We start from the raw sequence: 22869 nt of genomic DNA on the forward strand, positions 1-22869 counted from the left end.
CGCTCACCACTCCCTCTCCGGGTGGAGCAGTTGTCGCAGCCGCTCCCACCCCCGTTCCTCCACGAAGGCCTCCGCACCCCAGCGCAGCGCCGGAACCGTGCGGACCAGCCCCGACGCGTCCCGCTCCAGCACCCGCACCTCGGCGATCCGCCGCCGTCCGGAGCGGTCGCGGACGAGGTGCAGCACCACCGACAGGGCGGCCGCCAACTGGCTGTGCAGCGCGGCCCGGTCCAGCCCCGCCGCCGTGCCCAGCGCCTCCAGGCGGGCCGGGACGTCCGCGGCCGCGTTGGCGTGCACCGTGCCGCAGCCGCCCTCGTGGCCGGTGTTCAGCGCGGCCAGCAGGTGAACGACCTCGGCCCCGCGCACCTCGCCCACGACCAGCCGGTCCGGCCGCATCCGCAGCGCCTGCCGCACCAGGTCCTCGAGCGTGACGAGGCCCGCTCCCTCCTGGTTGGCCGGTCTGCTCTCCAGCCGGACCACGTGCGGATGGTCGGGCCGCAGCTCCGCCGAGTCCTCGGCGAGCACGATCCGCTCGCCCGGCCCGACCAGACCCAGCAGGACGCTCAGCAACGTGGTCTTCCCGCTGCCCGTCCCCCCGCTGATGAGGAAGGACAGGCGCGCCTCCACCAGGGCCCGCAGCACCCGGTCCCCGCCCGGCGGCACCGTGCCCGCGGCCACCAGTTCGCCGAGCGTGAACGCACGCGGCCGGACGACGCGCAGCGACAGGCAGGTACAGCCGACGGCGACCGGGGGCAGCACCGCGTGCAGCCGGGTGCCGTCGGGCAGGCGGGCGTCGACCCACGGACGGGCGTCGTCCAGCCGCCGTCCCGCCACGGCGGCCAGGCGCTGCGCGAGGCGCCGTACGGCCGGGGCGTCGGGGAAGGCGACGGCGGCCCGCTCCAGGCCGCCACCGCGGTCCACCCACACCCGGTCCGGGGCCGACACCAGGACGTCGGTCACGGTCGGGTCGGCGAGCAGCGGCTCCAGCGGGCCGCTTCCGATGAGCTCGGAGCGCAGTTGCTCGGCCGCCCCGAGCACCTCCGCGTCCCCGAGCACCCGCCCCTGCTCCCGCAGCGCCTGCGCCACCCGCGCGGGCGTCGGCTCGGCTCCGCTCTCGGCGAGCCACTGCCGTACGCCGTCCAGCAACTCCGCGGAGGCCCCCGGATCGGCGCCCCACCCCGTGGCGCCCCTCCGCTCGAAGGGCCCGCCCGTGACCCACCCGCTCCCAGGCGCCCCGCTCACGGCCCCACTGCTCAAGGCCGCCCCGCTCACGGCCACACCGCTCATGGCCTCCCCCTTCCTGGCCGAGCCGCTTACGGCCGACCCGCTCCCGGCCGACACGTCCGTCGCCGCCTCACTCGCGGCCGACGCGTTCTGCGCCGACCTGCTCGCGGCCGACGCACTCATGGCCGCCGTACTCGCGGCCGACGCGAACGCCGCCGTCGTATGCCTGGCCGATGCACGCATGGACCCCCGTCTCATGGCCGTCTCCCGCGTCAGCCGTCGCTCGGTGACCACCCTCATGGCGCCTCCCGCGTCAGCCGTCGCCCGGTCGCCGCCCTCATGCCGCCTTCCCACACCCGCCGTCGCCCCGCCGTCGCCCCGTCGCCCCGTCGCGGCGTCATGCGGCACCCGTTTCGAGCAGGGCCCGCTCCCAGAAGGCCGTGCAGAAGCGGGCCAGCGGTCCGCGCGGGACCGCGCCCGGTGGTGTCCTGCGGTCCGCGGGCCGCAGGAGCGCGGACTCCACCGGGACCTCGCCGGCCAGTGGCAGCCCGAGCAGCCGGGCCACCTCGCGGTCGTCCAGCCCGGGTGCGTAAGGGCCCCGGACGGCCACGCGAACGTCCCGCAGGACCATGCCGACCGCGGAGGCCACCCGTGCGGCGGCCGCCACGGCGCGCAGTTCGGCGGGGACCACGAGCAGGCCCACGTCGAGCTGGGCGAGCGCCTCGGCGACGCCTTCGTCCACGCGGCGGGGCAGGTCGACCACCACGGCGCCACCGCGCCGCCGGGCGGCGGCCAGCACCGCCCGGACGGCCTGGGGCGGGACGGCGACGCAGTCGCCGCGGTCCCAGCTGAGCACGCGCAGCGCGTGCAGTTCGGGCAGTGACTCCTCCAGGGCGCCGCCGCCGACCCTGCCGCGCGAGGCGGCGAACGCCGGCCAGCGCAGCCCCTCGGCCGTCTCCCCGCCCAGGAGCACATCGAGGCCGCCGCCCAGCGGATCGGCGTCCACGAGCAGGGTGCGCAGGCCCTCCCGAGCGGAGGTGACGGCGAGCGCGCAGGCCAGCGTGGACGCCCCGGCTCCGCCGCGGCCGCCGATGACGCCGACGGTGAGCGCGGGCCGGCCGACTCCCTCGGCGACATCGGCGATGCGGTCGACCAGCCACTGCTCCCCGTCCGGCAGCACCAGCACGTGGTCGGCGCCGATCTCGACGGCGCGCCGCCAGACCCCGGAGTCGTCCTGGTCGCGGCCGACCAGCACCACTCCGCTTCTGCGGGCAGCCCCGCGCACCCGCCGCGCGGCGTCGTCTCCGACCAGCACCAGCGGCGCGGCCTCCCAGACGCCCCCGCGCGCGGGCACCCCGTGGCGGACCTCGGGCATCGCGCCCGCCGCCGCGCACAGGCGCAGCAGGTCGTCCAGGAGCTCGGCGTCCTCCGTGACGATCAGCGGTCTGCCCTGCCGCCCTCCCGCGGTGGGCGGCGGATCGTGTGTGACGGTTCCGGTCACCGGTTCTTCCCCCTTCGCTGCGTCTGTCGCGCGGCCTCCTTGGGCCCCGCGAATCCCCACCATGTGAAGAACCGGCAACCGGCCTTCATATGGGCGGCCGATACGAACCGGCCAAACGCGCCCGACTAACCGGAACCGGCCATGAACTCGCCGTGAGCGGTACGCGCCGGAATCACGATGCAGCGATCCGGAAAATCATGTGGATCTTGGTCGATAACTGTGGACAACTCGACCGCTGTGAATATCGCCGTCACCCAGACCGGTGAGGCGCATGCTGGTTCCCGCGCGACTTCCGCAGCGCATCGCGTCGACTACGCACCGTCACGAACCACCGGTGTGTCGACGCGGGCCCGGCATCCCGGCGCAGGCCGCCCGGCGACCGCAGGGAGCAGGCGAAAAAGAGGGGAAAGGCGTCCGGACATGCGACGACCCCCGCCGGGGGGGAGAGCGGGGGTCGTCTCCACGGCCGACTCGGGGGGGGAGGAGTCGGACCGGGTTAGCACGGTCGCGAACGATCCGTGACTTCCATGGTGTACCCGAGAGCCCTCTCAGGCAAACCCACGCGCCCACCTTACGCCGAATGGGCTGCCCCTATGCTCGGGGTCGTGGAAAACCACTCCTTGCCTCGCGCAGCGGCCTTCTTTGATCTGGACAAGACGGTCATTGCCAAGTCGAGCGCGCTCACGTTCAGCAAGTCGTTCTACCAAGGCGGCCTGATCAACCGCAGGGCCGTCTTGCGCACCGCGTACGCCCAGTTCGTCTTCCTCGCCGGCGGCGCCGACCACGACCAGATGGAGCGGATGCGCGCGTACCTGTCCGCGCTGTGCCGCGGCTGGAACGTGCAGCAGGTCAAGGACCTCGTCGCCGAGACGCTGCACGAGCTGATCGACCCGATCATCTACGACGAGGCCGCGTCCCTCGTCGAGAAGCACCACACCGCCGGACGTGACGTCGTCATCGTGTCCACGTCGGGCGCCGAGGTGGTCGAGCCGATCGGCGAACTGCTCGGCGCGGACCGGGTGGTGGCCACCCGGATGGTGGTGGGCGAGGACGGCTGCTTCACCGGCGAGGTGGAGTACTACGCGTACGGTCCGACGAAGGCGGAGGCGATCCGGGAGCTGGCCGAGTCGGAGGGGTACGACCTCTCCCGCTGCTACGCCTACAGCGACTCGGTGACCGACCTGCCGATGCTGGAGGCGGTCGGCCATCCGCACGCGGTCAACCCGGACCGGGCACTGCGCCGGGAGGCGCTCGCGCGCGAGTGGACGATCCTGGACTTCAACCGGCCGGTGCGGCTCAAGCAGCGGGTGCCCACCTTCTCCGTACCGCCGCGTCCGGCTCTGGTCGCGGCGGCCGCGATAGGGGCGGCGGCGGCCACCGCGGGGCTCGTCTGGTACGCCAGTCGGCGCCGGGCCTTGCCGGCCTGAGGACCTGACGGGCCGACATGTCCGCCGGGGCGGCCCCCGTTCGACGCCTCGGCGCCCGTTTCGGATGCCTTTGCGGCCAAAAGTAAAGAAGTGCAGGCAGGGGTTCCGCTTACTCCCCGCTTGCAGTACAAAGGACACAACGGCCCGCGAGACCGAAGGACATCCGCGAGGATCACCTTTCAACGCATTTGGCCCCACGGACCGAGCATGGCCACGGAGCACCCACGCGACGTCGACCCGTCGATTACGGGCCAGCCGCACCAGGTGACGGGCAAAGATCCCGACCTGATGGGCGACATATCGAGGACGCTTGGTAACTCGGTGGACATGCCAGCGGCGGTACGAGTCCTCGTACCGCCGCAACCCTTGTCAGGCCGCCCCGCGCTGCAGCGCCTCGCACACCGCCGTCGACTCGCGCGCGCCCAGTCCGACCGACCTGCCGCAGTGGGCGATCCAGGCGGCCATGCCCTCCGGGGTGCCGGAGACGTAGCCGTCGAGGGCCGCCAGGTAGGCCGCGCGGCCCTGCTCGGCGTGACCCACCTCGGCGGGGCAGACCGACTTGGGGTCGAGGCCGCTGCCGATCAGGACGATGCGTTCGGCCGCCCGCGCGACCAGGCCGTTGTGGGAGACGAAGGGGCGCAGCGCGAGGATCTCACCGTGCACCACGGCCGCCGTGACCAGCGCGGGAGCGGAACCGCCCGCGATGATCAGCCCCGACAGCCCCTCCAGGCGCCCGGAGACCTCGGCCGCGCTCGGCAGCGGCAGCTCGATCAGCGGCTCGTCGACGCCCTCGCCCTCCTGGCGCGGCCGCCCGACCGTGCCGTCGTCGCTCGCGGCGGCCACCAGGTGGAGCCGGGCCAGCACGCGGAGCGGGGACTGCCGCCAGATGGACAGCAGTTGGCCCGCCTCCGCCGTGAGCCGCAGCGCCGCGCCCATCACACGGGCCTCGTCGTCGCCGCTGAAGTCGGTGCGCCGGCGCACCTCCTCCAGGGCCCAGTCGGCACCGGACAGCGCCGCGGAGCCCCGGGCGCCGCGCAGCGCCGCCTCGGAGGTGATCTCGTTGCTCCGGCGCCGCATGATCCGGTGTCCGTAGACCCGGTCCACGGCCTTGCGCACGGACTCCACGGACTCGGCCACGCCGGGCAGCGAGCCCAGGGCCGCAAGGGGATCCTCCCTGCCCGAGCCCACGCGAGAGCTTGGGGGCTGATCGGCGTTCGCGCCTGTCGTACTCATGAGTACGACCCTACGCACCCCGGGCCCCCACCCCACGAAGGAGTGGTCTTCTTCACGCACATCTGCCACCCAACGTGACCGCCGACTACGCTTCGTGAACATGAAAATTGCTTTCGTCGGGAAGGGCGGCAGCGGGAAGACCACGCTGTCCTCCTTGTTCATCCGCCATCTGGCGGCCTCCGGCGCGCCCGTCGTCGCGGTCGACGCCGACATCAACCAGCACCTCGGGGCCGCACTCGGCCTGGAGGAGGCCGAGTCGGCCGCGCTGCCCGCGATGGGCGACCGGCTGCCGCTGATCAAGGACTACCTGCGCGGCACCAACCCGCGCATCGCCTCCGCCGACACGATGATCAAGACCACGCCGCCCGGCGAGGGGTCGCGGCTGCTCCGCGTGCACGAGGACAACCCGCTGTACGACGCCTGCGCGCGGCCGGTGGAACTCGACGGCGGGGCCGTGCGTTTGATGGTCACGGGCCCCTTCACGGACGCCGACCTGGGGGTCGCCTGCTACCACTCCAAGACCGGAGCGGTGGAGCTGTTCCTGAACCACCTGGTGGACGGCCGCGACGAGTACGTCGTGGTCGACATGACGGCGGGCTCGGACAGCTTCGCCTCCGGCATGTTCACCCGCTTCGACATCACGTTCCTGGTCGCCGAGCCGACCCGGAAGGGGGTCTCCGTCTACCGCCAGTACAAGGAGTACGCCCGCGACTTCGGCATCGTCCTGCAGGTCGTCGGCAACAAGGTGCAGGGCCGGGACGACCTCGACTTCCTCCGCGCCGAGGTCGGGGACGACCTGCTGGTGACCGTCGGGCACTCGGACTGGGTGCGCGCCATGGAGAAGGGCCGGCCGCCCCGGTTCCCCTTCCTGGAGGACGCCAACCGCCGTGCCCTGCGCACGCTCCAGGTCGCCGCGGACGCCGCCTACGAGCTGCGCGACTGGGAGCGCTACACCCGCCAGATGACGCACTTCCACCTGAAGAACGCCCACTCGTGGGGCAACGCACGCACCGGGGCCGACCTGGCCGCGCAGATCGACCCCGGGTTAGTCCTCGGCGAAGGCGTCACCGCTCCCGCGTGAGACGGGCTACGGCCTCGGCGCCCCGGGCACGCCCCTGGGGGCCGGGGCGGGGTGGCCGGACAGGAAGGACGCCCAGCCCTGCTGCGGGGCCTCGCCGACCCCCAGGCCGCGCAGCTTGGCGAGGGTCTGCGGGTCCTGGGCGTCCAGCCAGTCGGCCAGTTGACGGAAGGAGACACAGCGCACGTCGGGCTTGTTGCACACCTGCTCCACCACCTCGTCGACGGCGCGCATGTAGGTGCCGCCGTTCCAGGACTCGAAGTGGTTGCCGATGACGAGGGGCGCGCGGTTGCCGTCGTAGGCCCGGTAGAAGCCCTTGAGCAGGCCGTCGCGCATCTGGTCGCCCCAGTAGCCGAACTTGTCGGGGTCGCCCTGCGTCAGGGTGCCGGACTGGTTGACCATGAAGTTGTAGTCCATGGTGAGCTGCTCGTAGGTGTGGCCCGGGAAGGGCACGAGCTGCATCGACAGGTCCCACAGGCCGTACTTCTTCCTCGGCCACACCTGGTTGTTGACGCCGCTGGTGTCGTAGCGGAAGCCCAGATCCCGGGCCGCCTTCATGAAGTTCTTCTGGCCCTCGAGGCAAGGGGTGCGGGCGCCGACGAGTTCCTTGTCGTAGTCGAACGGCAGCGGGGCGGCGTCCCGCAGCCCGGTGTTGGTCTTCCAGGTCTTCACGAACTCCTTCGCCTGGGCGATCTCGCTCTTCCACTCCTCGACCGACCACTGGCCGGCGCCGCCGTTCTCACCGCAGAAGTGGCCGTTGAAGTGGGTGCCGATCTCGTTGCCCTCCAGCCACGCCAGGCGGAGTTGCTTGACGGTGTCGGTGATGCCCTTCTCGTCGTTGAACCCGATCTCCGAGCTGCCGGGCTCGTGCTGCGGGGGGCGGTACAACTCCCGCCTGTCCTTCGGGAGCAGGTACACCCCGCTGAGGAAGTACGTCATCGTCGCGTTGTTGGCCTTGGCCACCTTGCGGAAGTGGGAGAACAGCTTCTGGCTGTCCTCCCCCGCGCCGTCCCAGGAGAACACCACGAACTGCGGTGGCTTCTGGCCGGGTTCGAGCCGCTCCGGTCTGGCCAGGTGCGGCTGGGCCCCGGTGTACGCGGTGGAGCCGTCGCCGATGAGGCGGACGACGCTTCCGGGCGCGGGCGCACCCAGCGGGCCGTGCGCCCCCTGTCCGGAAACATCGGTGTCGCCCGCACAACCCGCGAGCGAAGAGGCACAGGCCGCGGCGACCACGGCGCCCGCGGCGATCCTCTGGTTGGCGGCCATGTTCCGCCCACCTTCTTCCTTCTCTCGTCCAACGCCGAGACGGCGTGTGCTGGTCCTGTGCCGGGCGCGCCGGACGCGCCGGTAGCGCCGTCAAGGTCGCACGAGGGCGAGGAGGAATTAGTACGACAAGCCGATAAAAAGATCACTTCACTCATCGGAGTGAAGCGATGCACCATTTGCACCGAATGTTCATGCATGACCTTTACGTTGAATTACGATCGCTTTACCGAGCGTTGATTCAGTTGCTCCAGTTGATCCATCCCGCCGCTGTACGCCGTGACCCACGGCCGCGACCCGACCCCGCCCCGTGCGGGGACCACCAGTTCCGCGACCGCGCCGCCCGGAGGAGACGGGAACATGTCAGCCTGCGCCCCCACCCACGCCGCCGACCCTGCTCGGCCCCAGCGCACCCACCAGCCCCACAGCCCGCCGCCGGGCCCGGGCCGCTTCCGTGTCGCGGGCGCCGACCTGTCGGCCTCGATCGCGGTCTTCCTGATCGCCCTGCCCCTGTCCCTCGGCATCGCCCTCGCCACCGGCGCCCCGCTCCAGGCCGGCCTCGTCGCCGCGGCCGTGGGCGGCCTGGTCGCCGGACGGCTCGGCGGCTGCCCCCTCCAGGTCAGCGGCCCCGCCGCCGGACTCACGGTCGTCACCGCGGACCTGATCCACCACTACGGATGGCGTGCGACCTGCGGGATCACCGTGCTCGCCGGCCTCGCCCAACTGGGTCTGGGCTGCCTGCGGGTGGCCCGCGGCGCGCTCGCCGTCAGCCCCGCCGTCGTGCACGGGATGCTCGCCGGCATCGGCGTGACCATCGCCGTCGCGCAGCTGCACATCGTCCTCGGCGGCAGCCCGCAGAGCTCCGTGATCGCCAACCTCCGTGCGCTGCCCGCCCAGTTGGCCGGACTGCAACCGGCCGCGGTGTCGGTGAGCGTGCTGACGCTGACCCTCCTGCTGCTCTGGCCGAGACTTCCCGGCCGGGCCGGTGACCTCCTGCGCAAGATGCCCGCCGCACTCGTCGCGGTCGCCGGGGCCACGGGGGCCGCCTCCCTCGCCGGGCTCAGCCTGGCCCGGGTGGACCTGCCCTCGTGGAGCAGTCACGCCCTGGCCGGGCTGCCCGAGGGTCCGGTGGCCGGCGTCGTCGCCGCCGTGCTCACCACGACGCTGGTGTGCAGCGTGCAGTCGCTGCTCGGCACCGTAGCCGTGGACAAGCTGGCCGCCGGACGCCCCGCGCCCACCGTCCGGGTCCCGCGGTCCGACCTGGACCGGGAGCTGCTCGGACAGGGCGCGGCCAACGTCGTCTCCGGCGCGCTCGGCGGGCTCCCGGTCGCCGGGGTGGCGGTGCGCAGTTCGGCGAATGTGCGCGCGGGCGCCGTCAGCCGGAACTCCACGATGCTGCACGGCGTTCTCGTAGTAGTTGCCGCGCTGCTGATGGTCCCGATCCTGGAGCTCATCCCGCTCGCCTCGCTCGCCGCCCTGGTGATGGCCGTCGGCATCCAGATGGTGTCCCTGCACCACATCCGCACGGTGACCCGCCACCGAGAGGTGCTGGTGTACGCCGTCACCACCCTCGGCGTGGTGGCCTTCGGTGTCCTGGAGGGCGTGGTCCTCGGGGTCGCCGTGGCCGTCGCCGTCGCTCTGCACCGCCTCGCCCGCACCCGCATCACGCACGACGAGAAGGAGGGAGTCCATCACGTCCACGTACGAGGGCAGTTGACGTTCCTCGCGGTGCCGCGGCTCAGCCGCGCCCTGCACCTCGTACCCCACGGGGCCGACGCGGTCGTCGAACTGGACGGCTCGTTCATGGACCATGCGGCGCACGAGTCACTGCAGGACTGGCAGCGGACGCACACCGCGCAGGGCGGCTCCGCCGACATCACCGGACGCCGCGCCGGAGTCGGCATCGCCGAGCCCGCCGACACCACCGGATGCCGTTGCCGGCCCTGGACGCCCTGGCGCAACCACCAGTGCCGGGACACGCCCCGGGCACCGGCGGCCGACACCCGCGCGGAGACCGGCCACCGGGTCGGCGGGACTGCCCCCAGCAGACAGCAACTGGCTCGTGGCATCAGCGCGTTCCACACCAACACCGCACCGCTGGTGCGGAGGGAGCTGGCGCGACTGGCGCGGGAGGGGCAGCAGCCGTCCCAGCTGTTCCTCACCTGCGCCGACTCGCGGCTGGTCACCTCGATGATCACCTCCAGTGGTCCGGGCGACCTCTTCGTCGTGCGCAACGTGGGCAACCTCGTGCCGCCGCCCTGCGAGGACGGCGGGGACGACTCGGTGGCCGCCGCCATCGAGTACGCGGTGGACGTGCTCGGGGTCCGCTCCATCACGGTGTGCGGGCACTCCGGGTGCGGTGCGATGCAGGCGCTGCTCCACTCCGCTTCCGGCCCGGTGACGGGGTCCCGGGGCGCACCGGCACAGGGCACCCGCGCACGGGAGGCCCGGGGGCACGGCGCCCACACGCGGGACGCAGGCCCCCCGGCCCCCGACGCACGGGACTCCGGGACGCCCCTGGAGCGGTGGCTGCGCCACGGGCTGCCCAGCCTGGAGCGCATGGCCGACGCCGGTCCCGCCCGGCCGCGGCTGTCGGGGCGGCGGCCCGCCGACGCGGTGGAGCTGCTGTGCCTGACCAACGTCGTGCAGCAGTTGGAGCACCTGCGCCACCACGCCTCGGTGGACCAGGCCCTGCGGGAGGGCACGCTGGAGCTGCACGGCATGTACTTCCACGTGGGTGAGGCCCAGGCCTACCTGCTGACGGGGGAGGCGGGGGTCGAGGTGTTCACCGGCGTGGAGGCGCCGGAGGACCTGCCCAGTCCGGCGTGAGCGTTCACCCGGGGGCGGGCGCCCGCGCGGGAGGTCCGGCGAAGGCCGCCGGAGCCCGCCGCGGGTGACCCGCCCGCCGGGCGCCACGCCGACCGGGATCTTTGTGGATCGTGCTGAACTTCCGCGGTCTCCGATCCGTGGGAACGGATGAACCCGGCCGCCGGGACGACGCGCGGGCCGCCCAGGGGCGCCCCCGTGCCCCCGAGCGGCCGTGCAAATCTTCCGCAAAGAGGTCTAAACCAATGTTCGGGCGACCCTTGTCATCGGACCCCCGGTCTGATGAGCTGTGGCCTGGGACACAACGGACACCCTGGGAAAGGGAGATGTCGTGAGCAACGAAAGCCTGGCCAACCTCCTGAAGGAGGAGCGACGTTTCGCGCCGCCGGCTGACCTGGCCGCGGGCGCCAACGTCACGGCGGAGGCGTACGAACAGGCCAAGGCTGACAGGCTCGGCTTCTGGGCCGAGCAGGCCCGGCGGCTGACCTGGGCCGAGGAACCGACCGAGACGCTCGACTGGTCGAACCCGCCGTTCGCCAAGTGGTTCAAGGACGGCACGCTCAACGTGGCGTACAACTGCGTGGACCGGCACGTGGAGGCCGGGCACGGCGACCGGGTCGCGATCCACTTCGAGGGCGAGCCCGGCGACAGCCGCGCGATCACCTACGCCGAGCTCAAGGACGAGGTCTCCAGGGCAGCGAACGCGCTGCTGGAGCTGGGCGTCCGCAAGGGCGACCGGGTCGCGATCTACATGCCGATGATCGCGGAGACGGCGATCGCCATGCTGGCCTGCGCCCGGATCGGCGCCGCGCACTCCGTCGTCTTCGGCGGCTTCTCCGCGGACGCGCTGGCGACACGCATCCAGGACGCCGACGCCCGCGTCGTGATCACGTCCGACGGCGGCTACCGGCGCGGCAAGCCGTCCGCGCTCAAGCCGGCCGTCGACGAGGCGGTCGAGCGCGTGGACAACGTCGAGCACGTGCTCGTGGTCCGCCGCACCGGCCAGGAGGTCGCCTGGACCGAGGGCCGGGACGTGTGGTGGCACGAGCTGGTCGGCCGGCAGTCGGCCGAGCACACCCCGGAGGCGTTCGGGGCGGAGCACCCGCTGTTCATCCTGTACACCTCGGGCACGACCGGGAAGCCGAAGGGCATCCTGCACACCTCCGGCGGCTACCTGACGCAGGCGGCGTACACGCACTGGGCCGTCTTCGACCTCAAGCCGGAGACCGACGTCTACTGGTGCACGGCCGACGTCGGCTGGGTCACCGGCCACTCCTACATCGTCTACGGACCGCTGGCGAACGGCGCGACGCAGGTGATGTACGAGGGCACCCCCGACACCCCGCACCAGGGCCGCTTCTGGGAGATCGTGCAGAAGTACGGGGTGACGATCCTGTACACGGCGCCGACCGCCATCCGCACCTTCATGAAGTGGGGCGACGACATCCCCGCGAAGTTCGACCTGTCCTCCCTGCGCGTGCTGGGCTCGGTCGGCGAGCCGATCAACCCCGAGGCGTGGATCTGGTACCGCAAGAACATCGGCGCGGACCGCACCCCGGTGGTCGACACCTGGTGGCAGACGGAGACCGGGGCGATGATGATCTCGCCGCTGCCCGGGGTGACGGAGGCCAAGCCCGGTTCCGCCCAGCGCCCGCTGCCCGGCATCTCCGCCACGGTCGTGGACGACGAGGCGAACGAGGTCGCCAACGGCGGCGGCGGCTACCTCGTGCTCACCGAGCCGTGGCCGGCGATGCTGCGCACCATCTGGGGCGACGACCAGCGGTTCATCGACACCTACTGGTCGCGCTTCGAGGGCAAGTACTTCGCCGGTGACGGCGCCAAGAAGGACGACGACGGCGACATCTGGCTGCTCGGCCGCGTCGACGACGTGATGCTCGTGTCCGGGCACAACATCTCGACCACGGAGGTCGAGTCGGCCCTGGTGTCGCACCCGTCGGTCGCCGAGGCGGCCGTGGTGGGCGCCGCGGACGAGACGACCGGGCAGGCGATCGTCGCCTTCGTGATCCTGCGCGGCGCGGCCGCGGAGACCGAGGACCTGGTCGCCGAGCTGCGCAACCACGTCGGCAGCACGCTCGGCCCGATCGCCAAGCCGAAGCGGATCCTGCCGGTGGCGGAGCTGCCCAAGACGCGGTCCGGGAAGATCATGCGGCGACTGCTGCGCGACGTGGCGGAGAACCGGCAGCTCGGGGACGTCACGACCCTTACGGACTCGACGGTGATGGACCTCATCCAGACGAAGCTCCCGGCATCGCCGAGCGAGGACTGAGGACCGACGGCCTCACCCAGGGTGCCCCGGAGGCAGGGCACCCTGGGCCCTCGGCCGGCCCCGACTTCGTAAGGGGCCCGTAAACTGGTGACCTCAGGGTGTGCCGGGAAGTCTGGTCGGCGACGCCGTCGGTGATCCCGCGCGACGGCGGCAAGCCGCATCGACCCGGAGGTCCCACCGTGGCCGCACCCCGCACCAGCGACACCGCCCGCAAGGTCCTCGGACGGCTCTCCCTGCCCGAGCGGACCTTCGTCGTGGACGCGCTGCGTGCCGAGACCGTCGGCGGCGTGCTGCTGCTCCTCGCCGCGCTGGCCGCCCTGGCCTGGGCGAACATCCCCGCACTGCGCGCGAGCTACGAGAGCGTCGGCGACTTCCACTTCGGCCCCTCGGCCCTCGGTCTGCACCTCTCCGTGGCGCACTGGGCCGCCGACGGGCTGCTCGCGATCTTCTTCTTCGTCGCCGGCATCGAACTGAAACGCGAACTCGTCGCGGGCGACCTGCGCGACCCGCGGGCCGCCGTCCTGCCGGTGGTCGCCGCGCTGTGCGGCATGGCCGTACCCGCGGTCGTCTACACCCTCACCAGTGCCGCCGGGGGCGGATCGCTCGCCGGCTGGGCGGTGCCGACGGCGACCGACATCGCGTTCGCCCTCGCCGTCCTCGCGGTCATCGGCACCTCGCTGCCGAGCGCCCTGCGCGCGTTCCTGCTCACGCTCGCCGTCGTCGACGACCTGCTCGCGATCCTGATCATCGCCGTCTTCTTCACCGACCACCTGAATTTCGCCGCGCTCGGCGGCGCGGCGGCCGGTCTGGCGGTCTTCTGGCTGCTGCTGCGGGCGGGCGTACGCGGCTGGTACGTGTACGTCCCGCTCGCCGTGGTCGTCTGGGCGCTGATGTACAACAGCGGCGTGCACGCCACCATCGCGGGCGTGGCGATGGGCCTGATGCTGCGCTGCACCACCCGCGACGGCGAGGAGCACTCCCCCGGCGAGCGCATCGAGCACCTCGTCCGGCCCCTGTCCGCGGGCCTGGCCGTGCCGCTGTTCGCCCTGTTCAGCGCCGGTGTCTCGCTCTCGGGGGGCGCGCTGTCGGACGTGTTCACCCGGCCCGAGACCCTCGGCGTGGTCCTCGGGCTCGTGGTCGGCAAGGCGGTCGGCATCTTCGGCGGCACCTGGTTCACCGCCCGCTTCACCCGGGCCTCGCTCAGCGACGACCTGGCCTGGGCGGACGTGTTCGCCGTCGCCTCGCTCGCCGGGATCGGCTTCACCGTCTCCCTGCTCATCGGCGAGCTGGCCTTCGAGGGCGACGCGGCGATGACCGACGAGGTCAAGGCCGCCGTCCTGTGCGGCTCCCTGGTCGCGGCGACGCTGGCGACCGTCCTGCTGAAGGTGCGGAACGCCAAGTACCGCAGGCTGTGCGAGGCCGAGGAGCGCGACGACGACCTCGACGGCATCCCCGACGTCTACGAGGAGGACGACCCGGCGTACCACCTGCGCATGGCCGCCATCCACGAGGGGAAGGCCGCCGAGCACCGGCGGATCGCCGAGGAGAAGGCCGCCGAACGGGCACGGCGGCTTGCCGAAGTGCCGGGCGGGGCAGGCGAGGAGAACGACAGTCCGGCATGATCTGACGGGACGGTACAAATGACAGGACCGTCCCCAGTCGGGCAGAAGTCAGGCGGCAGTCGAGCCGGACCAGAACCCGGACGGAATTCCACCCAGTCAGGAGAGGGAGACCGCGATGAGCGCACCCGACGGCAGCCCGGTCGGCGCCGAACGCAGCATCGGCCAGCTGTTCGCCTCGGCGACGACCGACATGTCCGCGCTGGTGCACGACGAGATCGCGCTGGCCAAGGCCCAGCTGAAGCAGGACGTCAAGCGCGGCGCCACGAGCGGCGGCGCGTTCAGCGCGGCCGGCGTGCTGCTGCTGTTCTCCCTGCCGATGCTCAACTTCGCCCTCGCGTACGGCATTCGGACCTGGAGCGGCTGGAACCTCGCGGTCTGCTTCCTGCTGTCCTTCGCGGCCAACGTCCTCGTCGCCGGCGTCCTCGCGCTGATCGGCGTGGCCTTCGCCAAGAAGGCGAAGAAGAGCCAGGGCCCGCAGAAGGTCGCCGCGTCGATGAAGGAGACGGCGAACGTCCTGCAGAAGGCCAAGCCGCACCCCCGCCCGGAGACCCCGGCCCTGGAGGACCGGGCGCCCCAGGCCATCGAGGCTGTGGCACGCTCGTCGTCATGACGGATCCCGCCACCCCTCCGGCGCAGCCCACCTCGGTCGTACGGCTCGACCTGCCCGGCGGCCGAAAGGTGACCCACCGGGACGTGGCCGCCAACGGCGCACGCTTCCACATCGCCGAGCTCGGCGACGGCCCGCTGGTGCTGCTGCTGCATGGCTTCCCGCAGTTCTGGTGGACCTGGCGGCACCAGCTGGCCGCGCTCGCCGACGCGGGGTTCCGGGCCGTCGCCATGGACCTGCGGGGCGTGGGCGGCAGCGACCGCACGCCCCGCGGTTACGATCCCGCCAACCTCGCGCTGGACATCACCGGCGTGATCCGCTCGCTCGGCGAGCCGGACGCCGCCCTGGTCGGTCACGACCTCGGCGGCTATCTGGCGTGGACGGCGGCCGCGATGCGCCCGAAGCTCGTACGGCGGCTCGCGGTCTCCTCGATGCCGCACCCCCGGCGCTGGCGCTCGGCGATGGTCTCGGACCCGCGGCAGAGCGCGGCGAGCTCCTACATCTGGGGCTTCCAGCGGCCGTGGATCCCCGAGCGGCAGCTGACCGCCGACGACGGGGCGCTCGTGGCCCGGCTCGTACGGGACTGGTCGGGGCCGCGGCTGCCGGACGACGAGGCGGTGGAGACGTACCGCCGCGCCATCTGCATCCCCTCCACGGCGCACTGCTCGATAGAGCCCTACCGCTGGATGGTGCGGTCCCTGGCCCGCCCCGACGGCATCCAGTTCTACCGCCGGATGAAGCGGCCCCTGCGGGTGCCCACGCTGCATCTGCACGGCTCCCTCGACCCGGTGCAGCGCATCCGCAGCGCGGCCGGCTCGGGAGAGTACGTCGAGGCGCCGTACCGCTGGCGGCTCTTCGACGGGCTGGGGCACTTCCCGCACGAGGAGGATCCGGTCGCGTTCTCCACCGAACTGGTCAACTGGCTGAAGGACCCCGAACCCGATCGGTGACCGAGCCACTGCGCCCGGTATCCGGACCTGAACAGCTGTCCGACGAACGGCCAATTGCCTGGCGCATAGGCCAATTGGGGTGCCCGCGCGCGGTTATGGACCTTGGGGCAGGGGCAGACGTCGGGGTATGGGCTGGACGCACGACTACAGTGACGCAGCACGCAGCCGCCGTTCCACGGCCTGGCTCGACTCCCACCAGCGGGGCACCCCGCAACTGACGGGCACCGACCCCCGGGTGGGCATCTCGCGCATCCTGCGTCGCCGGGCCCGCTGGGTCTCCGTACGCCTGCGTCACACCCGCGACTGAGCGCGGGCCCGGCCCCACGGCCGGGCTCAGAGCGCGCAGCTGTCGCTGTCCACCTGCTGGTTCGCGGTACGCCCCTTGGCGATGTCCTGCTGGATCTCGTCCGCCGAGAGCGCGTATCCGGTCTGGGCGTCGTCGAGCGACTTGGCGAACACCACTCCGTAGACCCGGCCGTCGGTGGTGAGCAGCGGGCCGCCGGAGTTGCCCTGGCGGACGGTCGCGAAGAGCGAGTAGACGTCGCGGCGGACCGTGCCGCGGTGGTAGATGTCCGGGCCGTTGGCCGTGATGCGCCCGCGCACCCGCGCGGCGCGCACGTCGTACGAGCCGTTCTCCGGGAAGCCGGCGACGATCGCGCCGTCACCGCTGCGGGCGTCCGTGCGCGCGAACTTCAGCGCCGGGGCCTTCAGGTCCGGTACGTCGAGTACGGCGATGTCGCGCTGCCAGTCGTAGAGGACGACCTTCGCGTCGTACCTGCGGCCCACGCCGCCGATCTGGACGGTGGGCTCGTCGACGCCGCCGACGACGTGGGCGTTGGTCATCACGCGGCGGTCGCCGAAGACGAAGCCGCTGCCCTCCAGGACCTTGCCGCAACTGCGCGCGGTGCCGACCACCTTGACGACGGACTGCTTGGCGCGGGTGGCCACGGCGCTGCCCGCCAGGGCCGGGTCCGGGGGCCGTACGTCGGTGATGGGTTCATTGGCGAAGGGGCTGAAGACCTGCGGGAAGCCGTTCTGCGCGAGGACCGACGAGAAGTGCGTGAACCAGGTGCCGGCCTGGGCGGGCAGGACACCGGAGACCCCGATCAGCACCCTGGAGTTGCGCACCTCCTTGCCGACGGTCGGAATCGTCGTGGAACCCAGGAGCGAGCCGATCAGCCAGGCGACGAAGAGCAGCGCCGCGACGTTGACCAGGGCGCCGCCGGTCGCGTCCAGGGCGCGCGCCGGGGACCAGGTGATGTACACGCGCAGCTTGTTGCCGAGGTGGGTGGTCAGGGCCTGGCCGACCGAGGCGCAGACGATGACGACGACCACCGCGACGACGGCCGCCGTGGTGCTGACCGGCGAGCCGTCCGTCAGGGCGTCCCAGACGACCGGCAGTGTGTACACGGCGACGATGCCGCCGCCCAGGAAACCGATCACCGACAGGATGCCGACGACGAAGCCCTGGCGGTAGCCCACGACCGCGAACCACACGGCGGCGACCAGCAGCAGGATGTCCAGCACGTTCACCGCTTCGAGCCTCGCCTCATCGTCTCGCGGTCACCACGGATCGGCCGGGGGGCCGGTACGCCGCACAGCGCGCTGCGGGCTCGGCGTCCCCCGGGAAAACACAACACGGCGCCCACCCTGTCATGACCGCCAGTCGAGTGGGACCTGCTTGCCCCGGTCCCAGGGCTCCTCCCAGCCCGCGAAGTGCAGCAGGCGGTCGATGATGCCGGCGGTGAAGCCCCAGACGAGGGCCGATTCGACCAGGAATGCCGGGCCGCGGTGTCCGCTGGGGTGCACGGTGGTGGCGCGGTTGCGCGGGTTCGTGAGATCCGCCACGGGGACCGTGAAGACGCGGGCGGTCTCGGCCGGATCGACGACACCGACCGGGCTGGGCTCGCGCCACCAGCCGAGCACCGGCGTGACGACGAAGCCGCTGACCGGGATGTACAGCCGGGGCAGCACGCCGAACAGCTGGACGCCGGCCGGGACCAGCCCGGTCTCCTCCTCCGCCTCCCGCAGCGCCGCCCGCAGCGGCCCCTCGGCCGTCGGGTCGCCGTCGACGGGGTCGAGCGCGCCGCCGGGGAAGGACGGCTGGCCGGCGTGCGAGCGCAGCGAGCTGGCCCGCTCCATCAGCAGCAGCTCCGGGCCGCGCTCGCCCTCGCCGAACAGGATGAGTACGGCGGACTGGCGCCCCGCGCCGTCCTCCGGCGGCAGGAAACGGCTCAGCTCGACCGGCCGGACGGTCTCCACGACGCGCACGACGGGCTCCAGCCATCCCGGCAGTCCCTCCGTGCTGAGCGCGGCCCGGCCGCCCTGGGTGTCACTCGCGCGCGTCATCGCCCTCCCCGTCGTCCTGCTGCTTCCAACGCCTGCCGCCCCCGGGATCGTTCCGCGTCGGCGATGCCGGCCGCCGTCCCGGCCGACCGGGCTGCCACAGCTGACACAGCTGTCCCGGTAGCCCCAGGTTCCAGCGGCCCCAGCGATCCCGACAGTCCCAGCGGCCCCAGCGATCCCGACAGTCCCAGCGGTCCCGGTCGTCCCGTCATCCGGCGTCCCGTCATCCGGCCCCCAGCGGCGGGGCCGGCCTGCCGCCCGCGTCCAGGTAGGCCTGCGGGGGCTTCAGCCGCTGGCCGGGGAAGCCGCCCTTCTCGTACTTCAGCAGCTTCCTCGCCTTCTCCGGGTCGGTCTCGCCCTCGCCGTACGCGGGGCACAGCGGCGCGATCGGGCAGGCGCCGCAGGCGGGCTTGCGGGCGTGACAGATGCGGCGGCCGTGGAAGATCACATGGTGCGAGAGCATCGTCCAGTCGCTCCGGGGGAAGAGCGCGCCGACGGCGGCCTCGATCTTGTCGGGGTCGGTCTCCTCGGTCCACTGCCAGCGCCGCACCAGCCGCTGGAAGTGCGTGTCCACGGTGATGCCGGGGTGGCCGAAGGCGTTGCCGAGGACCACGAAGGCGGTCTTGCGGCCGACGCCGGGCAGCTTGACGAGGTCCTGGAGACGGCCGGGGACCTGTCCGCCGAACTCCGCCACCAGCGCCTTGGACAGGCCCATGACCGACTTGGTCTTGGCCCGGAAGAACCCGGTGGGCCGGAGGATCTCCTCGACCTCCTCCGGGTTGGCGGCGGCGAGGTCCTCGGGGGTCGGGTACCGGTCGAACAGCGCGGGCGTCGTCTGGTTCACCCTCAGGTCCGTGGTCTGCGCGGACAGCACCGTGGCGACCAGCAGCTGGAAGGGGTTCTCGAAGTCCAGCTCGGGGTGGGCGTACGGGTACACCTCGGCGAGCTCGCGGTTGATGCGCCGGGCGCGGCGGACGAGCGCGGTGCGCGACTCGTTCCGCGGCGGCTTCGGGGCGACGGTCTTCTCAGCGGAGGCCCGCCGCACGGCGACCGTGCCGTCCTCGGGCGCGACGGTCACCTTCTTCGGCGGCCGGGCCTTCCGCACGGCGGCCGGCTTCCCCGCGGTTCTCGCGGGTGCCTTCGCCGTGGTCTTCGCGGGGGCCTTCTTCGGGGCGAGGGCCTTTTCGGCCGGAGCCTTCTCCGCGGCGGCCTTCTTCGCGGCGGCCTTCTTGGCAGGTGCCTTCTTGGCGGCCGCTGCCTTCTTCACCGGAGCCGTCTTCTTCGCGGGTGCCTTTTTGGCTGTTTTTTCCGTTTTGTTTCCATCCTCGGGGCTTCGTTCGCCCACAGCGGAATCCTTGCGTACAACCACCCGCGCAGCCCCCTAGGCCTGTGCTCTCACCGGCGTTTCGGACACCCGGCCAGCCTAAAGGCAGGCACGGACATCCGCCCCGGGCCCCGAGGATCAGCCCCCGATCGGACCCCTGCCGCTTACCCCGGGACTCCGGTGCGGCATCCTTGTGACAGATCACACTGTTTGGATCGTCCGGCAAAATGGGGAACACGGTCCCCTGGCACACCGGGGAGAAAGATCCCCTGAGCAGGTCGACAAGGAGAGAACTCGTGGACGACGTTCTGCGGCGCAATCCGCTCTTCGCGGCGCTCGACGACGAGCAGGCCGCGGAGCTCCGCGCCTCCATGACGGAGGTGACGCTCGCACGCGGCGACTCGCTCTTCCACGAGGGCGACCCGGGTGACCGCCTGTACGTGGTCACCGAGGGCAAGGTCAAGCTGCACCGCACGTCCCCCGACGGCCGCGAGAACATGCTGGCGGTGGTCGGCCCCGGCGAGCTCATCGGCGAGCTGTCGCTCTTCGACCCGGGCCCGCGCACCGCGACCGCGACCGCGCTGACCGAGGTCAAGCTGCTGGCCCTCGGCCACGGCGACCTCCAGCCCTGGCTGAACGCGCGGCCCGAGGTGGCCGGCGCCCTGCTGCGCGCCGTCGCCCGGCGCCTGCGCAAGACCAACGACCAGATGTCCGACCTGGTCTTCTCCGACGTGCCGGGCCGTGTCGCCCGCGCCCTGCTGGACCTCTCGCGCCGTTTCGGCGTGCAGTCCGAGGAGGGCATCCACGTCGTGCACGATCTGACGCAGGAGGAGCTGGCCCAGCTGGTCGGCGCCTCCCGCGAGACCGTGAACAAGGCCCTGGCGGACTTCGCCGGGCGCGGCTGGCTCCGCCTGGAGGCGCGCGCGGTCATCCTGCTGGACGTGGAGCGCCTCGCCAAGCGCTCGCGCTGACCGCGGGCACGGTTTCACACGACGCACAGAGAGGGTCCCGTCTCCCGGGAGGCGGGACCCTCTCTGTGCGTCCACGACCGGCCCTGCCCGCGCCGCCGCGCGCCCGGAAGGCGGCACCCCGCGGTCGGACGAGCCCGTGGCCCGGACGAGCCCGCGGTTCAGATGAGCCCGTGCTCGCGCAGGTATTCCATCTGGGCCCGGACCGACAGCTCCGCCGCGGGCCACAGGGAGCGGTCGACGTCCGCGTACACGTGGGCGACGACCTGGGCGGGGGTGCGGTGGCCGTCCTCGACCGCCGTCTCGACCTGGGCGAGCCGGTGGGCGCGGTGCGCGAGGTAGAACTCGACGGCGCCCTGGGCGTCCTCCAGCACGGGACCGTGACCCGGCAGGACCGTGTGCACGCCGTCGTCGACCGTGAGGGACCTCAGCCGCCGCAGGGAGTCCAGGTAGTCGCCGAGACGGCCGTCGGGATGCGCCACGACCGTGGTGCCGCGGCCCAGGATCGTGTCGCCGGTCAGCACCGCCCGGTCGGCCGGCAGGTGGAAGCACAGGGAGTCCGCGGTGTGGCCGGGGGTCGGCACGACCCTCAGCTCCAGGCCGCCCACCGTGATCACGTTCCCGGCTGCCAGGCCCTCGTCGCCCAGCCGCAGCGCCGGGTCCAGCGCCCGCACCCTGGTACCGGTCAGCTCGGCGAAGCGGGCGGCGCCGGCCGCGTGGTCGGGGTGGCCGTGGGTGAGCAGGGTCAGGGCTATGCGCTTGCCGGCCCGCTCGGCCGTCTCGACGACCGAGCGCAGATGGCCCTCGTCCTGCGGGCCCGGGTCGATCACCACGGCCAGGTCGGATCCGGGTTCCGAGACGAGCCAGGTGTTGGTGCCGTCCAGGGTCATGGCGGAGGGGTTGGGCGCGAGGACGTTGACGGCCCGCGCGGTCGCGGGGCCGGTGTGGACGCCGCCCCGGGGCTGACCGGGGAGCGTTGCTGCGTCCGTCATGCGAGGGGACCTTCCTGGACGTCGGTCGTGCGGGCGGTACGGGATCCCCGGGAACCCTGCCCGGCCGTACGGGAGTCCCGCCCGGTCACGCCGGGGCCCCGCCGGCCGGGATGTGCTTGGTGAACTCGTCGTGGCCCGGCCAGGACAGCACGACCTCGCCGTCCACGAGGCGGGCCCGGGCCAGGACGGGGGTCAGATCGCGCTCGTGCGCCCCCGTGAGCGCGTCGGCGGCGGAGTCGTACGCCGCCAGCCCGCGCAGCGTGGCGATGGTGGGCGGCATCATCAGCAGCTCGCCCCGGTCGTACGAGGCCGCCGCGTCGGCGGGGCGGATCCACACCGTGCGGTCGGCCTCCGTGGAGGCGTTCCGGGTGCGCTGCCCCTCCGGGAGGGCGGCCACGAAGAACCAGGTGTCGTAGCGGCGGGACTCGAACTCGGGGGTGATCCAGCGGGCCCACGCGCCCAGCAGGTCCGAGCGCAGGGTCAGGCCGCGGCGGTCGAGGAACTCCGCGAAGGACAGCTCACGGGCGACCAGCGCGGCCCGGTCGGCCTCCCACTCCGGGGCCGTGGTGTCGCCGACGACGGAGTCCGGGGTGGGACCGGCGAGCAGCACGCCCGCCTCCTCGTACGTCTCGCGCACGGCCGCACAGACGATCGCCTGGGCCACCGCGTCGTCGACGCCGAGCCGGTCCGCCCACCACGCGCGCGTGGGACCCGCCCAGCGGACCTGGTGGTCGTCGTCGCGGGGGTCCACGCCACCGCCCGGGTAGGCGTACGCGCCCCCGGCGAAGGCCATGGAGGCGCGTCTGCGCAACATGTGGACGACGGGCCCGGCGCCGGCGTCCTTCAGGAGCATCACCGTCGCCGCGCGCCTGGGAGCGACCGGCGTGAGGGTGCCGTCCGCGAGCGCGCGGATACGGGCCGGCCAGTCCGGGGGAAACCACTGCCCATTCGCCATGGGCGGAGGCTATCCCGTGGTGCGCGAATGTTCGAGAGGTGCCCGAGGCCCCGCCCCGCAGGTGACCGAGGGTCCCCGACCCCAGAAACCCGAGGCCCGTGCCCGTAGGTTCCCCAGGTCCCTGCCGCAGACACCCGAGGCCCGTGCCCGCGGGCAGCACCCGAAGGCCAGGACGCACCGGTCGGGACCCCGTCCCGGGACCTACTGAGCCCGCCCGGGGACCCTCCTGAGGCCCTTCCCGGACCCTCCTGAGGCCCTGCGGGGCC

At 72.7% G+C, this 22869-nt stretch carries 18 protein-coding genes; 9 read left to right on the forward strand and 9 right to left on the reverse strand.

Annotated features, from left to right (window positions below; translation table 11 throughout):
* Positions 1-3 precede the first annotated feature (3 nt).
* Positions 4-1287: a TadA family conjugal transfer-associated ATPase gene (locus ACIPM1_RS11205; RefSeq protein ID WP_402432115.1), complete on the reverse strand. Its 1284-nt coding sequence runs from the start codon at positions 1285-1287 to the stop codon at positions 4-6.
* 334 nt (positions 1288-1621) lie between these two features.
* Positions 1622-2725 (reverse strand): septum site-determining protein Ssd, encoded by a 1104-nt coding sequence (gene ssd, locus ACIPM1_RS11210; protein ID WP_402432118.1) that lies wholly within the window; start codon positions 2723-2725, stop codon positions 1622-1624.
* A 593-nt stretch (positions 2726-3318) separates the two neighbouring features.
* Between ssd and ACIPM1_RS11215 the strand changes: the two genes are divergently transcribed.
* Positions 3319-4152 carry an HAD-IB family hydrolase gene (locus tag ACIPM1_RS11215; protein ID WP_356184584.1) on the forward strand — a complete coding sequence of 278 codons (834 nt, stop codon included), beginning with the start codon at positions 3319-3321 and terminating at the stop codon, positions 4150-4152.
* A gap of 369 nt (positions 4153-4521) precedes the next feature.
* On the opposite strand, the gene ACIPM1_RS11220 is transcribed toward ACIPM1_RS11215, so the two are convergent.
* Positions 4522-5385: an oxidoreductase gene (locus ACIPM1_RS11220; RefSeq protein ID WP_402432122.1), complete on the reverse strand. Its 864-nt coding sequence runs from the start codon at positions 5383-5385 to the stop codon at positions 4522-4524.
* Positions 5386-5485: 100 nt separating this feature from the next.
* Here ACIPM1_RS11220 and ACIPM1_RS11225 point away from each other — a divergent pair, with 100 nt between their 5' ends.
* Positions 5486-6466, forward strand: a complete 981-nt coding sequence (locus ACIPM1_RS11225) for an ATP-binding protein (RefSeq protein ID WP_402432125.1) — start codon at positions 5486-5488, stop codon at positions 6464-6466.
* A 6-nt stretch (positions 6467-6472) separates the two neighbouring features.
* Here the strand turns inward: ACIPM1_RS11225 and ACIPM1_RS11230 are convergent, their stop codons facing one another.
* On the reverse strand, positions 6473-7729 hold the full coding sequence (locus ACIPM1_RS11230) for a hypothetical protein (RefSeq protein ID WP_402432128.1): 1257 nt from the start codon (positions 7727-7729) through the stop codon (positions 6473-6475).
* Positions 7730-8086: 357 nt separating this feature from the next.
* Between ACIPM1_RS11230 and ACIPM1_RS11235 the strand changes: the two genes are divergently transcribed.
* The 6 genes from ACIPM1_RS11235 to ACIPM1_RS11260 all read left to right on the forward strand — a co-directional run bounded on the left by ACIPM1_RS11235 (position 8087) and on the right by ACIPM1_RS11260 (position 16325).
* Positions 8087-10555, forward strand: a complete 2469-nt coding sequence (locus tag ACIPM1_RS11235; RefSeq protein WP_402432131.1) for a SulP family inorganic anion transporter — start codon at positions 8087-8089, stop codon at positions 10553-10555.
* Positions 10556-10883: 328 nt separating this feature from the next.
* Positions 10884-12839, forward strand: a complete 1956-nt coding sequence (acs, locus tag ACIPM1_RS11240; protein WP_356184594.1) for an acetate--CoA ligase — start codon at positions 10884-10886, stop codon at positions 12837-12839.
* Between the two features lie 179 nt (positions 12840-13018).
* Positions 13019-14461 (forward strand): Na+/H+ antiporter NhaA, encoded by a 1443-nt coding sequence (gene nhaA / locus ACIPM1_RS11245; protein ID WP_402432135.1) that lies wholly within the window; start codon positions 13019-13021, stop codon positions 14459-14461.
* A gap of 115 nt (positions 14462-14576) precedes the next feature.
* A complete protein-coding gene (locus tag ACIPM1_RS11250) occupies positions 14577-15071 on the forward strand; it encodes a phage holin family protein (RefSeq protein ID WP_402432138.1) in 495 nt (164 codons plus the stop codon).
* Positions 15068-16018 (forward strand): alpha/beta hydrolase, encoded by a 951-nt coding sequence (locus ACIPM1_RS11255; protein ID WP_356184601.1) that lies wholly within the window; start codon positions 15068-15070, stop codon positions 16016-16018. The genes ACIPM1_RS11250 and ACIPM1_RS11255 overlap by 4 nt, the downstream gene beginning before the upstream one ends.
* A 127-nt stretch (positions 16019-16145) precedes the next feature.
* Complete coding sequence (locus tag ACIPM1_RS11260) at positions 16146-16325, forward strand: hypothetical protein (protein WP_356184604.1); 180 nt, start codon at positions 16146-16148, stop codon at positions 16323-16325.
* 26 nt (positions 16326-16351) lie between these two features.
* Here ACIPM1_RS11260 and ACIPM1_RS11265 read toward each other — a convergent pair whose 3' ends face one another.
* From ACIPM1_RS11265 to nth, 3 genes are all read right to left on the reverse strand, one after another.
* Entirely contained in the window at positions 16352-17551 is a 1200-nt protein-coding gene (locus tag ACIPM1_RS11265) for a MarP family serine protease (RefSeq protein ID WP_402432142.1), read from the reverse strand.
* A gap of 120 nt (positions 17552-17671) precedes the next feature.
* Positions 17672-18367, reverse strand: a complete 696-nt coding sequence (locus ACIPM1_RS11270) for a CoA pyrophosphatase (RefSeq protein ID WP_356184608.1) — start codon at positions 18365-18367, stop codon at positions 17672-17674.
* Between the two features lie 220 nt (positions 18368-18587).
* Entirely contained in the window at positions 18588-19631 is a 1044-nt protein-coding gene (gene nth, locus ACIPM1_RS11275; RefSeq protein ID WP_402432146.1) for an endonuclease III, read from the reverse strand.
* Positions 19632-19984: 353 nt separating this feature from the next.
* Between nth and ACIPM1_RS11280 the strand changes: the two genes are divergently transcribed.
* On the forward strand, positions 19985-20659 hold the full coding sequence (locus tag ACIPM1_RS11280; protein WP_356184612.1) for a Crp/Fnr family transcriptional regulator: 675 nt from the start codon (positions 19985-19987) through the stop codon (positions 20657-20659).
* Between the two features lie 158 nt (positions 20660-20817).
* Here the strand turns inward: ACIPM1_RS11280 and ACIPM1_RS11285 are convergent, their stop codons facing one another.
* A complete protein-coding gene (locus ACIPM1_RS11285) occupies positions 20818-21648 on the reverse strand; it encodes an MBL fold metallo-hydrolase (protein ID WP_402432150.1) in 831 nt (276 codons plus the stop codon).
* Positions 21649-21733: 85 nt separating this feature from the next.
* Positions 21734-22603, reverse strand: a complete 870-nt coding sequence (locus ACIPM1_RS11290) for an NUDIX hydrolase (protein ID WP_402432153.1) — start codon at positions 22601-22603, stop codon at positions 21734-21736.
* Positions 22604-22869: the final 266 nt, after the last annotated feature.

Origin of the sequence: Streptomyces sp. NPDC086766 (genome assembly GCF_044746005.1) — a bacterium.
Taxonomy (GTDB): Bacteria; Actinomycetota; Actinomycetes; order Streptomycetales; family Streptomycetaceae; genus Streptomyces.